The organism is Bacillus sp. B2-WWTP-C-10-Post-4 (assembly GCF_009183805.1).
In the GTDB taxonomy this organism is placed as follows: domain Bacteria; phylum Bacillota; class Bacilli; order Bacillales; family Bacillaceae_G; genus Bacillus_A; species Bacillus_A cereus.
The window spans coordinates 1-13,179 of sequence record NZ_WEII01000104.1 but is presented as its reverse complement, the minus strand read 5'-3'; the positions used below and the strand labels follow the sequence as shown (position 1 = coordinate 13,179).

Here is a 13,179-nt window from a genome sequence, read left to right as displayed (position 1 = left end):
ATTATGTACATTTCAGCTGGGAACTATAGGATTCACATTGTTTATACTTCCAGCAATTTCAAATTATTCGATTGATCAAATTACATTATTGTATGTGGGTTTATTGTTTCTAGGAGCAGTTTTTGTTCATCTGGTGACAACAATTGATACCTTTAAACAAGCAGAGAGTGGAGCATTTAGTATGGATGAAAGGACAGCTTCATTTTTTAGTAAAACAAAAAACAACGTAATGATTGGTGTTACGGTATATGCACTAATCCTTCTTATTTTAATTTATTTTCATAATGATTATGAAATAGAGATATTAGCAGGGTATATAGCAGGAACTCTTGTAATGTACGCGGTAGCCATAGGTGCAGCTGAATTCCAATTATTAGCCTATTGTAGATTTAAGTTTCCGTCATTTTATATTTCGTGGGAAGAGCACGAAAAGGAACGTCAGAAAAGACTAAAGCTTTATGAAGAAAAGGAAAAAAAGCAAGCCAAAGAAATAAAATAAGTTTTGATTTCTGAAAATTCGAACGGAATATATAAACAATTAAGGATTATATATAAATTAATGCTATTAAAAATTAAAGCATCTTCAATATAATCTGTATGAGTAAATAAATAGCAGTAAGTAAAGGTGAAATGTATTAATTTCCAAAAAGGAACATAATGAACTTAAAAATGCCTAGGGAAATCAACGGGGTGTCAGTATGAAGTTAAAGAAGAAATCTAAGATGATGATAGTTCTCTGTCAATAGTATCAAGTTTATTAAGTGGATGTGGTTTTGGGGAGACGAAGATAGAGTATGAGAGATTAGTAAAGGCATTGGATGAAGGTGACATGAAAAAGGTTATGTCCGCTAGTGATGATGGATATGCCTATGTGAAACAAAGAGGTATATATAGTACATATGAGCAAAAGGAAGATGGAGAGCACAGTAAAACAATCTATCAAACTTCGAAAGGCATATATAATACGAAAGATAAAAGTTTATATGGAAATACAACACAAGAAATTACCTCGGAAGTAGATAATAAAAATTATAAAGAAGAAGTTAATTATAGTACAAATATTAGTTATGAGAATGGACAGGTACAAAGTACGGATTCAAGTCTGGATGTTTCATACGTGAACTTAATTGTAGATCGTTTAAAAGGGATAGGGAAACTAAAGATGAAGCCAGGAGGTGATATAAAATAGTTTGGTCAGCCTAGTACTGTTGGATATACATTAACTGAATCAGAGTTTCAAAATATTATTAATGATAAGTTGAAAATACAATATGATGAATATGGTGGTGGATCGATCGCACTGCATATTGAGTTTACAAAGGGCTCAGAGCAGATATTGGAAGTGAGTATTGTAGTGAATTATAAAAAGAGAAATGAAGAAGGAAAGTCAGTAGAACACATATCACAAATACACACATACTTTGATAGTCAACAAGGTAATAATCAGGACGCGAGACAGGAATATATTGATTTTAAAGCACAGTATAATAAGAAGCAGTAATATTAAAAAGAGCATTTGCACGTAATGATAATAGCGACATAAGTGGAATAAATGTTTCATAAATATAGTGGAAAGAATTTGAGGGTAAACGCCCCAATTGCTGGAGTAGATGCAACTGGGGCATTTATCTGTCTAAATTTAGCTTGAATACATGACATGTTTTAGTTAGGGGCACGGCTTTACAAGTAGTTTCTCCATCTTCATAATAACGGTGTGGGTTATTTTGTAATTTGCTTGTATTACTAAGTTACGACTATTTCCTCTTATAGAGTTACTTCTTATTATCGATACATCGTCCACATCCCAATATCTTTAAACCCTAATCGTTTATAAATTCGCCCAGCAGCTGGATTGTTATAAAACAAACAAAGCGTTCGGCCTTCTTTCGTAAAGTCTTGAATCATTTTTTGTAATATGAGCGAAGCGTATCCGCTTCCGCGATAATTCGAATGTGTACATACGCCAACTACCATAGCGGATAATGAATTTTCAGCGGAAGTAGAGGCGGATGCGATGATCACGCCGTCTTTTTCAATCTAGTATGTGCGTCCTGTATTCGTTTCGATAACCTGCCTTAATATTTTCTCTGATTCATTGGTAGTCGGAAATTCAGCAATGTTACCTCGCAATTGCATAATTCGCTCTACATCATCTAGTGAGGCAAGTTTAATTGTTTCATGAATTGGTGTGCTAGGTAAGTTGTTGTCATTTAGACATTCACAAAAATACATTTCATTTTTGACGCCTAATTGTAGACTTGGAGCAGTTTCAAACTTTTCTACAATGGTTGACTTACCAGAGAGTTTAAGTGGCTTATATGCGGAAAGAAGTGCCTCATAATTAGTGGTAACAAAGTCTTCTTTACTATATGGTATAAATGAATCGTGGAATCGGAGTAAAATTGATTTTAATGTTCCATTCTCTTTAAATACTCCCCATAGTTCTTGAAAATCTGTGTCATAACCGAAAGCTTCAATATCTCCAATAATAAACAAGTTAAGGGCTGCTTCTTCTTTTAGGTAAGCGAATACTTGTTCATGATCTTTCTTTGTTAATTTTCGCATCATAACGAATCGATCTCTTTTTTATTTTTCTAAATATTACAACTTAAGTTTTTTGAAATCAATATAAAATTTTATGTTTAGTTCACAAACTTTCGGAAAAACTAGGAAAGATATGACAAAGGAGGTTATGAACGGTGGATCATCCAATTCAAGGGTTAATGAAAGCAGCAATGGAAAATTTAAAAGAAATGGTTGATGTAAATACGATTGTTGGAGAGCCTGTTCAAACGGCTGACGGTGGTGTGGTGTTAACGGTTTCTAAAGTAGCGTTCGGTTTTGGAGCAGGAGGTTCTGATTTCCAAACGAATGATGGACAAAGAGCAAACGGTAACGCTGCATTTGGTGGCGGTAGCGCGGGTGGTGTTTCTATTACACCAGTAGCATTTCTTGTGGTGAATAAAGATGGAGTAAATATTCTTCATTTACAAAATGCGACACATTTAGCAGAAAAAATGATTGAATTAGCTCCACAAACAATTGATAAAATTCAATCGATGTTCCAAAAAGAAGAAAAGAAAGAGGGAAATCATCATCCTCAAAACCCTGATGAAATCCTTTAAAAACGCCTGCTTATGAGCAGGCGTTTTTTCTTGTAATCACTATGTAATAAAACACATGAAATTGTAAATAGTTTTTGAAGTTTTTTCTATGTTTCTAAAATTTTTCATGTTAAAATATGCTATAGAATTGAAACATATAAAACGAAGGTGGCTAGGTGCTTTGTCTGGAGGATCTGACCAAGTAAAGAATATGATATATATTAATGGTAATCGTCGAGGTCATTGTTTTATTACATCAGGAATTACGTTTAAAGAGTTTGCGAGTAACATCCCTTCACCGCTTCATCAAGTGTTGCTTTTGAAGCATAACTTTGAATGGACGGATTTTCATTATCATACTTTATTTGAATATGTTGAGGAAGAAAATATACATAAGTTAATTCAAGCAGAGATTGATGAATTTGATGAATTTTGTTGGGTAGATTTTGATGATGCAAGCGATTTAGATGAATTAGAGCCGAAAGAAATTGCAGAATTATTATATTTGGCTCACAAAAAAGAACCACTTGCAAGAACATTCTTTCCGCTGTTGAAAAATAGATTTGTTTATTTTTCACATGATGACGGATGGTACAACAAAGTGTATTATCGTAGAATTGCTGATTTTGTAGGAATGTTAAGTAAAGTCATTCCGTATAAACTCGGTGCTTTCGGTAAGAAACGTTTTTCTTTCTTCCAAAAATCAAAAATTTTCCCAGCGATTTCAAAAGAATTGATTATGGGACTTATTCCACTCATGGAAGATGGTCTTTACATAGATCTAGCAGGGAAGATTGAGTCAAGAAGAGGTCTTGAAATTCCGGTATATGTAGTTGGTTCGTATGAAAGTACGGATGAGGTGTTAGATAATATCGATGAATTGAAAGAGGAAGCAACAGAAACAGGTTGGCTCATTTTTGATAAGAAAGAACAAGAGTGGCAATGGGTTGTTGACTAAGAAAACTTGGCGTATGAAGTCAAGTTTTCTTGTCATTTGAAAGGAGTACAAATGAAGAAATATTATACAATTGTGGGTATTATAAGTATTATTCTCGTGGCAATATTACTTATAACTTGTCCGAAAGAATCAGATTTTAAAGTGTATGTACAGGATAAGTATGCGTTGAATTGTAATGAGAGTAGTTTTGAATGCACGCAAAATGTAGATGGTAAAAAAGAAAAACTACAATTTGAAAGTACAGATGCACGAAATGGTGTATTCTTTATGACTGTAAAGCAAACATTTAAAACAGAAGCTGGTGTTTCAAAAGAATATAGCGGAGTAGGAATGTTTGGTACATTTCTTTTTGTTTCAGAGAAGACTTTCTAGTAATAGAAGGTCTTTTTTTTATGCTTATGTTCATATAGATGAAGTAAGACAAGCATAGGAGGGGTATTGATGAAGAACACATGTATTGTTTGTGGCGGTGAGGAGTTTTTTTCCTCAACGTTATATGCACGTACGAAACAAGATTGGGCATATGCACCAAACATGTATCGATTTGAAAAAGTATTTATTGAGCATCGAGATGAAGAAAATTATCCAGTGTTTCAAGAAATTACAGCGAAACATTGTTGTGGATGCGGTCATATTATGTTGTATCATGAATGAACACACCAAGTATGACTTGGTGTGTTTTTTTAAAACGCTGACAAAGCAAGCGGATAAAGTAAAGTAAATAAAACAGAAAAACTACCAAAACCAATGGCTGTATATCCAAGTGTTCTTGCTCCGAAATTGACAGCTAATAGGCCAACTAAAATTGCTAGGGAGCCGAGCGTAACTGGATAAAAAGCAATGGAGAATAACGAAAGAAATAAACCGACATAGCCTACCATTGCACCGGTATTTGTACCTTCTATCTCATTTGCAATTTCTTTACGCTTATGTCTAATTGGAATGCCAGCTGGTGATATTTCAGCAGCATACTCTTCGTTTTTTTCACCACTTTTAAAATGATGATTTTTCTTTCTTCGCATGTACATCCCTCTCTTTCAATTGGGTGTATCTATAGTATCTTTCAAAATGAGAAGAGCATGAGTATGAGTTAAACCCAAGTAAAGCAAAAAATGGAGAATACGTATTCCATCGTTAACATATCCATCTCCTATTGAAGATAAAGTGAGGGAGTTTTTTCCATCACGACTGATTATCAGCCAGCAACAATTGGATTTTTATGAGCAGTTCTCTCCCATTAACTGGTCCGCATCCATTGAATTTTGAGGTAGGTGTCTTACTGCAAGCGGGATAAAACAGGAATTTTGGAAAATGATGTAGAATGAAATGAGTGATAATACGTGAAGGTAGGGGAATGTATGACAACATTTAATTGGCATGAATCAGCAGAGAAGAAATGGGATAGTAGCGCAGAGTTTTGGAATAAAAATAGTCAGGAAATGTGGGATAGCGGGAGTAGGAGTACAATTATTCCGTTTTTTGAACAATACGTGAAGAAAGAAGCACTAGTGCTCGATGTTGGTTGTGGTGATGGGTACGGTACATATAAATTAAGTAGCGCAGGCTATAAAGCAGTGGGAGTAGATTTATCGGAAGTGATGATTCAAAAAGGTAAGGAGCGCGGAGAAGGACCGAATTTATCTTTTATAAAAGGAGATCTTTCTGCATTACCATTTGAAAATGAGCAATTTGAATCAATTATGGCAATTAATTCTTTAGAATGGACGGAAGAGCCATTACGAGCGTTAAATGAAATAAAGCGTGTGTTAAAGAAAGATGGATATGCATGTATTGCAATTTTAGGACCGACAGCAAAGCCACGAGAGAACAGTTATCCTCGCTTGTATGGAAAAGACGTTGTTTGTAATACGATGATGCCTTGGGAATTTGAACAGTTAGCGAAAGAACAAGGTTTTAAAGTTATAGATGGCATCGGCGTATATAAGCGCGGAGTAAATGAGAAGATGTTAGGTCAACTACCTACAGAGTTACAACAATCGTTAACATTCTTATGGGTATTTATGTTAAAAAACGTATAAAGAAATGAAAGAATTTTTAGGAGGTAAATAAGTGCAGAAAATACAAAAAACTGATACAATATCATCAGAACCAATTAAAGGGGGACTAGGGTATATGACAACTACTACAACAGTGAAATCCGATATTGAAATCGCACAAGAAGCGAGTATGAAGAAGATTCAAGAAATTGCAGCTGATTTAAATATTTTAGAAGATGAATTAGAGCCATACGGGCATTATAAAGGTAAGTTATCTCTTGATATTTTTAAGCGCTTACAAGATGAGGGAGACGGTAAAGTTGTTTTAGTAACAGCGATTAACCCAACTCCAGCTGGAGAAGGTAAATCAACAGTAACAGTTGGTTTAGGTCAAGCTTTTAACAAAATTGGTAAGAAAACAGTAATTGCACTTCGCGAACCATCTCTTGGACCAACGATGGGATTAAAAGGCGGAGCAGCAGGTGGCGGTTTTTCACAAGTCGTACCAATGGAAGACATTAACCTTCACTTTACTGGAGATATCCATGCGATCACAACTGCCAATAACGCATTAGCAGCGTTTATTGATAATCATATCCAACAAGGAAACACACTTGGAATTGATACGCGTAAAATCGTTTGGAAACGCTGTGTTGACTTAAATGATCGTGCCCTTCGTAACGTAGTAATTGGTCTTGGTGGACCTGTACAAGGTGTACCACGTGAAGACGGTTTTGACATTACAGTAGCATCTGAAATTATGGCCGTATTCTGCCTTGCAACAGATATTCAAGACTTAAAAGCGCGTCTATCTCGCATCGTAGTTGCTTATAACTTTGCAAATCAACCTGTAACGGTTAAAGACTTAGGTGTAGAAGGTGCTTTGACACTATTATTAAAAGACGCATTAAAACCGAACTTAGTACAAACGTTAGAAAATACACCAGCTATTATTCATGGCGGACCATTTGCGAATATTGCTCACGGTTGTAACAGTGTTATCGCTACGACAATGGCAGCAAAATTAGGTGATTATGTTATTACAGAAGCTGGATTCGGTGCTGATTTAGGCGCTGAGAAGTTTTTAGATATTAAAGCTCGTGCAGCTGGCATTAAACCAGAAGCAGTTGTTATTGTTGCGACGATTCGTGCGCTTAAAATGCATGGCGGCGTTGCAAAAGATCAATTAAAAGAAGAAAATGTAGATGCATTAGCAAAAGGTATGGAAAACTTACAGAAGCATGTTGAAACAATTCAAAGCTTCGGTGTGCCTTTCGTAATTGCAATTAATAAATTCATTACAGATACAGATGCAGAAGTTACATACTTACAAGAGTGGTGTAATGAGCGTGGCTATGCAGTATCCTTAACAGAAGTTTGGGAGAAAGGTGGCCAAGGCGGAGTTGACCTTGCTGAAAAAGTACTAAAAGAAATCGAAAAAGGTGAAAACAACTACGCACCACTTTATGAATTAGAATTACCATTAGAAGAAAAAATTCGTACAATTGCTCAAAAAGTATATGGCGCAAAAGATATTGAATTTGCTCCGAAAGCACGTAAGCAATTAGCTCAATATGAAGGAGAAGGTTGGAGTAATCTACCAGTTTGTATGGCGAAAACACAATACTCTCTTTCTGACGATGCAACAAAATTAGGTCGTCCATCTGACTTTATCGTTACAATTCGTGAGCTAAAACCATCGATCGGTGCAGGCTTTATCGTTGCGTTAACAGGTACAATGTTAACAATGCCAGGTCTTCCAAAACAGCCAGCAGCACTTCAAATGGATGTAAATGAAGATGGAAAAGCAGTAGGTTTATTCTAAAAGGTTGTAATTCATCTCGTTTATCTGTAAACTATATATACATCAAGTGGCGCCTTTCCATCGAAAGGCGCCTGTTTTTTGGAGGAAATTATGTTTGATCCAACTGCTTTTGACAATTTAAAAGTAATCGTAGAAGGTGCTGTGTATGATTTTGATCTACATGGAGATATTCTTGTAACAGATCGAAAAGATATGATGGATCTTGCTTCATTAAGTCGTATATATCATATCTCATTTCAATTAACAGAACCGTTTGAACCATTAGTAGAAGCAACATTTTCATTATCTGTGGATGCAAAGAACTTGTCTGGTGAAATACTAGAAGTGCCTCAGTTTACACCAGGTTGTGAGATGAAGCTAGCATTTTCATTCCCGTTAGAACAACCAGAAGTAAAATGTGAAGAAATTGAAACATTAATGCGTTCTATATGGGGAAAAGAAAGAATGATTATGCAGAAAGTTTCATACGAATATAATAAGCAAGCGATTTCATATCATAATAAGGTAGAGGTTCTATTTCAAAAAGCGATTACAGAAGACCATGTTGATGATTTAATAGCTGTTATTTCACACATGATAGAAACGGTGCGAACAATACAGCATTTTCTTCAAAAATAGAGATAAAGGAGAAAAACAAATGATAAAAGATATGCAACCATTTTTACAACAAGCTTGGGAGAAGGCTGGTTTTAAAGAGTTAACTGAAATTCAAAAACAAGCGATTCCAACTATTTTAGAAGGACAAGACGTTATAGCTGAATCTCCAACTGGAACAGGAAAAACATTAGCGTACTTATTACCACTTTTACATAAAATTAATCCTGAAGTAAAACAGCCACAAGTTGTTGTTTTAGCGCCAACACGTGAACTTGTAATGCAAATTCATGAAGAGGTTCAAAAGTTTACAGCAGGAACTGAAATTTCAGGTGCATCTTTAATTGGTGGTGCAGATATTAAGCGCCAAGTTGAAAAATTAAAGAAACACCCAAGAGTAATTGTCGGTTCACCAGGCCGTATTTTAGAATTAATTCGTATGAAAAAGCTAAAAATGCATGAAGTAAAAACAATTGTATTTGATGAGTTTGATCAAATTGTAAAGCAAAAAATGATGGGCGCAGTGCAAGATGTAATTAAATCAACGATGCGCGATCGTCAATTAGTATTCTTCTCGGCGACAATGACAAAAGCGGCAGAAGATGCGGCACGTGATTTAGCAGTGGAACCACAATTAGTACGTGTAACACGTGCAGAATCAAAAAGCTTAGTTGAGCATACGTATATCATTTGTGAGCGACGCGAAAAAAATGATTACGTAAGAAGAATTATGCATATGGGCGATGTAAAAGCAGTTGCTTTCTTAAACGATCCATTCCGTTTAGATGAAATTACAGAGAAATTGAAATTCCGTAAAATGAAAGCGGCGGCTCTTCATGCAGAAGCAAGTAAACAAGAGCGTGAAGCGACAATGCGTGCTTTCCGCGGAGGGAAATTAGAAATTCTACTTGCTACTGATATTGCAGCGCGCGGTATCGATATTGACGATTTAACACACGTAATTCACCTAGAATTACCAGACACAGTAGACCAATATATTCACCGCTCAGGACGTACTGGACGTATGGGCAAAGAAGGAACTGTCGTATCTCTTGTAACACCACAAGAAGAGCGCAAATTACTGCAATTTGCGAAAAAACTAGGCATCGTATTTACGAAGCAAGAAATGTTCAAAGGATCATTTGTAGAAACGAAACCGAAAGCACCAAAGAAAAAGAAACCAGCATTTACTGGGAAGAAAAAGCCTAGATAAATGATGGAGAAGGCGTAACTATTTGTAGTTACGTCTTTTTTGTTTGTAAACAAGTGATAATGGGAATTGTATTAGTGTTTTTAATGTGCCTATCATATATATGCTTCTACTGGGAGTATCGAAAAAAGGGTAGTTTATTTATTTGGTTTATACGAGGAAATAATATAAAAAAGTCGTATATTAAAATGATGCGAAATAATAAAAAGAAGGTACATATATGGATAGGAAATTAGGAATGTTTTTGAATACGAAATATATTGAAGTAAACGAAGGAATAAAAAAGGCGAGAGAATGGGGGTTAGAATATATTCAATTATATGCTATGAATCCGACTTTCAACTTAGCTAACATCTCAAAGATACAATGGAATACATTAAAAGAAAACTTATCTTTTAATGAGATTCAAGTCCCGTCATTAGCAATTAGCTTCGGAGAAAATGGAATAATAGGAACTGAAGCTGAATGTGTAATAGAGAGTTTTAAATATATTACTGATAAAGGGTTAAGGTTAGGAGCTAACATAGTAACAGCCCATATTGGGAAAATCCCTGATGATGAAAATAGTGAGTACTATGATAAAATGCTACGTGTTTGTAATGAAATAGGGGACTTAGCGTTCAGATTTGGAGGATTCTTCGCCATTGAGACGGGATCTGAAAAAGCAATAGTATTAAAACGATTTTTAGAAACTGCAAACTCGAAAGGACTAGCTGTTAACTTTGACCCAGCAAATTTAATAAGTGATGTAAATGAAAATCCGGGAGAAGGTTTATTACTATTAAAAGATTATATAGTACAAACTCATATTAAAGATTGTAAAGAAGTGAAAAGTGATCGTTCAACTAAGTATATAGAAGTCGCAGCAGGGAATGGTGAAGTAGATTTCGATATATTCTTCAAAGTATTAGATAAAATTGGATTCGACGGATATAACATGATTGAAAGAAATGATTATTTTGATGAACTGGATGGGATGAGTCAGTCGATAAATTTTGCAAAGAAGTACATACCAACTCAAAAGGAATAACGATAGTATTTGTAGAAAGCTACATAGAATATAAAAACCATTAGGGGGAAATGTAATGATTCATAAAGTAGGACAAATTATGTTATATGTAAATAATCAAGATGAGGCAGTAAATTTTTGGACGGAGAAGGTAGGGTTTCATGTAGTTGCAGAGGAAGATAATAAGCAAGGAATGAGATGGATTGAAATCGCTCCGAAAAGCGGTGCGGAAACGAGCATTATATTACATAATAAAGAAGTTATTTCGAAAATGAGCCCAGAATTGAATCTTGGTACACCGTCTTTAATGTTCTTCTCAGAAAATCTTGATCAACTATATACAGATTTAACAAATAAAAATGTTACTGTTGGAGAAATGGTAACTATGCCTTCTGGTAAAGTGTTTAACTTTGCTGATAGCGAAGGGAATTATTTTGCAGTTATGGAGAAGAACCAATAATAATATTGCTATGTGAAAATCCCCCTCAAATATATTTGAGGGGGATTAAATTTTTGAAGTGGATTTTTCATTAGAGAGTTGTTTAATAAAAAATACTCCTTTTTCAATAGCTGTCTCAATATAGCCAACGATTTGATCAAACGTAAATACTTGTAAGTCTTCATGCAAATGTTGCTTTGGATACAACATATCTTCAAAAAGATACTTTCGAAAAGCTAAAACGTTTTCTTTAGAAACCTCTTCAATATCCACAATGTGAGCCTCTTGATTGAGAAGAGAGAAAAGCTGTTGTTCTTGATCGTAATGATGAAGCAACTTTGCATTTAACAATTTAAAATCGTTATAGTACAGGGGTGCGATAGTTTCGTCATTCTCTATTCTATTTTTTAGCCAAGGTAGAAAAAATCCACTTAGCCAATTATCATCGGCAATGAGGTGGGTATAATAGCCTAAAATAAATGGGGAATCTATATGTGATTCATATTTATGAAAAAATGAATCATAATCTATTCTTCTCGTATAGTTCTTCGTTGTACCGGCATAAAAATGTGAGGTTCCTTTTTCTTTTTTTGAATGAACAGCATCAGGGGCTACAGCTCCAAGTAAGAAAGAAGTCTTATCGTGAATTGATAGTTTCTCAGCAATACCACTAGCGATAATAACATGCATAATTCGTGATCCCATGAATGCCACCTCTGTTTCCAGTATTCATTTCAGGAAGAGGACTAAACAGTTAGTATTACTTTCCCTGTACTTTTTCTACTTTCGACCCATTCATGTGCTTTCCCTGCATTTTGAAGTGGAAAAGATTTCGTAGCCTTAATTTGTAAACGTCCGTCACGCAAATAACGGAAAACTTCATTTGCAGTTTCTTGGAGCAGTTCAGGACGCTTTTTTCGTGTGGTTCCAAAGCTAAAACCGAGTATAGAGCGGCAACTTGCATGTAAATCTTTCGTTTGAAAGTTACCAATTTCACCGCTAGCATTACCGAAATGAACGAGGCGACCGTAATAAGCAAGGCAGTTTAAACTTCTTTCAGAAACCGTTCCAGAAATAGAGTCTAAAATTACATCAACCCCTTCACCATTTGTCAGTTCATTGACTTTCTCTACAAAATCTTCATCTTGATGACAAATAACATAATCAGCTCCAGCATCTAAAGCAATTTCTTTTTTTGCTTCACTTCCGACAGTGCCTATAACTGTTCCAGCCTCTAATAGTTTAGCAAGTTGAATAGCAGTAGTGCCAATTCCGCCAGCAGCCGCATGAATGAGTACAGATTCACCTTGTTGAAGCCTTGCAACATTTGCGAGTAAATTATAGCTTGTAAAAGATACGATTGGACAAGCGGCTGCAGTTTGAAAGTCAACTTCATGGGGTAATACGAAAGTAAGATTTTCATTTGCAACAACGTATTCTGCGTAAGATCCATTTTGAGGAAAAGCAATGACACGTTGTCCTGGGTGAATATTTTTCACATGAGAACCGACACGTTCTACAATACCAGTGGCATCTATACCTGGAATAAAAGGTAGTGCTTTATTTCCTTTTTTACCATAACGTGATTTAATATCAGCGAAATTTACACTAGTAGCAACAACGCGAATTAAAACTTGATCTTCTGAAATAGCCGGTATATCCAAATCTGTATATTTCATCACTTCAGGACCACCGAACGACGTTACAACGATAGCTTTCATCATATATCCTCCTAAATTTGACTATATAAATTATTTTAAATCTTTATCAGAAATTGGAAAATTATATAATAGTTATGTGTGGTTATAAGTGAAGCTTATGAACTCAATGAATCATAATATTAATTTATATAAAAAAACTTTAAAAAAATCGAACGAAATATGAATTACCTGCCAATATATAGTGTAAGACAAAGGAGGGCTGGAATATGAAGGGTGAAATAGATTACGCACATTCAATCCAATTAACTTTATCAGGAAATAAAGAAGCATATAGCAAGTTGTATGATAAAACGATTCAAGAAGTATATAAAACAGCACATTG

At 35.1% G+C, this 13,179-nt stretch carries 13 protein-coding genes and 4 pseudogenes; 13 read left to right on the top strand and 4 right to left on the bottom strand.

The window, feature by feature from the left end:
- Positions 1-499: pseudogene (locus GBN78_RS24730) on the top strand (hypothetical protein); the annotation flags it as partial.
- A 199-nt stretch (positions 500-698) separates the two neighbouring features.
- A pseudogene (locus GBN78_RS24725) lies at positions 699-1,501 on the top strand (DUF3952 domain-containing protein).
- A gap of 281 nt (positions 1,502-1,782) precedes the next feature.
- Here the strand turns inward: GBN78_RS24725 and GBN78_RS24720 are convergent.
- Positions 1,783-2,568, bottom strand: a pseudogene (locus GBN78_RS24720) (GNAT family N-acetyltransferase).
- 131 nt (positions 2,569-2,699) lie between these two features.
- Between GBN78_RS24720 and ytfJ the strand changes: the two are divergent.
- From ytfJ to GBN78_RS24700, 4 genes are all read left to right on the top strand, one after another.
- The gene (gene ytfJ, locus GBN78_RS24715; protein ID WP_000349986.1) at positions 2,700-3,125 is read left to right on the top strand and encodes a GerW family sporulation protein; all 426 of its coding nucleotides are present in this window, start codon (positions 2,700-2,702) and stop codon (positions 3,123-3,125) included.
- A 160-nt stretch (positions 3,126-3,285) separates the two neighbouring features.
- Positions 3,286-4,062: an oxalate:formate antiporter gene (locus GBN78_RS24710; protein WP_000014087.1), complete on the top strand. Its 777-nt coding sequence runs from the start codon at positions 3,286-3,288 to the stop codon at positions 4,060-4,062.
- A gap of 51 nt (positions 4,063-4,113) precedes the next feature.
- Positions 4,114-4,434 (top strand): hypothetical protein, encoded by a 321-nt coding sequence (locus tag GBN78_RS24705; RefSeq protein WP_000761174.1) that lies wholly within the window; start codon positions 4,114-4,116, stop codon positions 4,432-4,434.
- A 69-nt stretch (positions 4,435-4,503) separates the two neighbouring features.
- Entirely contained in the window at positions 4,504-4,716 is a 213-nt protein-coding gene (locus GBN78_RS24700; protein ID WP_000798747.1) for a hypothetical protein, read from the top strand.
- Positions 4,717-4,745: 29 nt separating this feature from the next.
- Here the strand turns inward: GBN78_RS24700 and GBN78_RS24695 are convergent, their stop codons facing one another.
- Positions 4,746-5,084: a permease gene (locus tag GBN78_RS24695; RefSeq protein ID WP_152127808.1), complete on the bottom strand. Its 339-nt coding sequence runs from the start codon at positions 5,082-5,084 to the stop codon at positions 4,746-4,748.
- A 336-nt stretch (positions 5,085-5,420) separates the two neighbouring features.
- Here GBN78_RS24695 and GBN78_RS24690 point away from each other — a divergent pair, with 336 nt between their 5' ends.
- The 6 genes from GBN78_RS24690 (at position 5,421) to GBN78_RS24665 (ending at position 11,157) form a co-directional block, all read left to right on the top strand.
- The gene (locus GBN78_RS24690; protein WP_152127807.1) at positions 5,421-6,101 is read left to right on the top strand and encodes a class I SAM-dependent methyltransferase; all 681 of its coding nucleotides are present in this window, start codon (positions 5,421-5,423) and stop codon (positions 6,099-6,101) included.
- A gap of 94 nt (positions 6,102-6,195) precedes the next feature.
- A complete protein-coding gene (locus GBN78_RS24685) occupies positions 6,196-7,884 on the top strand; it encodes a formate--tetrahydrofolate ligase (RefSeq protein ID WP_152127809.1) in 1,689 nt (562 codons plus the stop codon).
- A gap of 90 nt (positions 7,885-7,974) precedes the next feature.
- Positions 7,975-8,502, top strand: a complete 528-nt coding sequence (locus GBN78_RS24680; RefSeq protein WP_000460219.1) for a hypothetical protein — start codon at positions 7,975-7,977, stop codon at positions 8,500-8,502.
- Between the two features lie 19 nt (positions 8,503-8,521).
- Positions 8,522-9,691 carry a DEAD/DEAH box helicase gene (locus GBN78_RS24675; protein WP_000588613.1) on the top strand — a complete coding sequence of 390 codons (1,170 nt, stop codon included), beginning with the start codon at positions 8,522-8,524 and terminating at the stop codon, positions 9,689-9,691.
- A 217-nt stretch (positions 9,692-9,908) separates the two neighbouring features.
- The gene (locus tag GBN78_RS24670) at positions 9,909-10,718 is read left to right on the top strand and encodes a sugar phosphate isomerase/epimerase family protein (RefSeq protein ID WP_069604844.1); all 810 of its coding nucleotides are present in this window, start codon (positions 9,909-9,911) and stop codon (positions 10,716-10,718) included.
- 55 nt (positions 10,719-10,773) lie between these two features.
- Positions 10,774-11,157 (top strand): VOC family protein, encoded by a 384-nt coding sequence (locus GBN78_RS24665; protein WP_000581467.1) that lies wholly within the window; start codon positions 10,774-10,776, stop codon positions 11,155-11,157.
- A 45-nt stretch (positions 11,158-11,202) separates the two neighbouring features.
- On the opposite strand, the gene GBN78_RS24660 is transcribed toward GBN78_RS24665, so the two are convergent.
- Together GBN78_RS24660 and GBN78_RS24655 are read right to left on the bottom strand one after the other, a co-directional pair.
- Complete coding sequence (locus GBN78_RS24660) at positions 11,203-11,841, bottom strand: zinc dependent phospholipase C family protein (RefSeq protein ID WP_000535630.1); 639 nt, start codon at positions 11,839-11,841, stop codon at positions 11,203-11,205.
- A 41-nt stretch (positions 11,842-11,882) separates the two neighbouring features.
- Positions 11,883-12,857 carry a quinone oxidoreductase family protein gene (locus GBN78_RS24655; protein ID WP_025966789.1) on the bottom strand — a complete coding sequence of 325 codons (975 nt, stop codon included), beginning with the start codon at positions 12,855-12,857 and terminating at the stop codon, positions 11,883-11,885.
- 206 nt (positions 12,858-13,063) lie between these two features.
- Here GBN78_RS24655 and GBN78_RS24650 point away from each other — a divergent pair.
- A pseudogene (locus tag GBN78_RS24650) lies at positions 13,064-13,179 on the top strand (sigma factor); the annotation flags it as partial.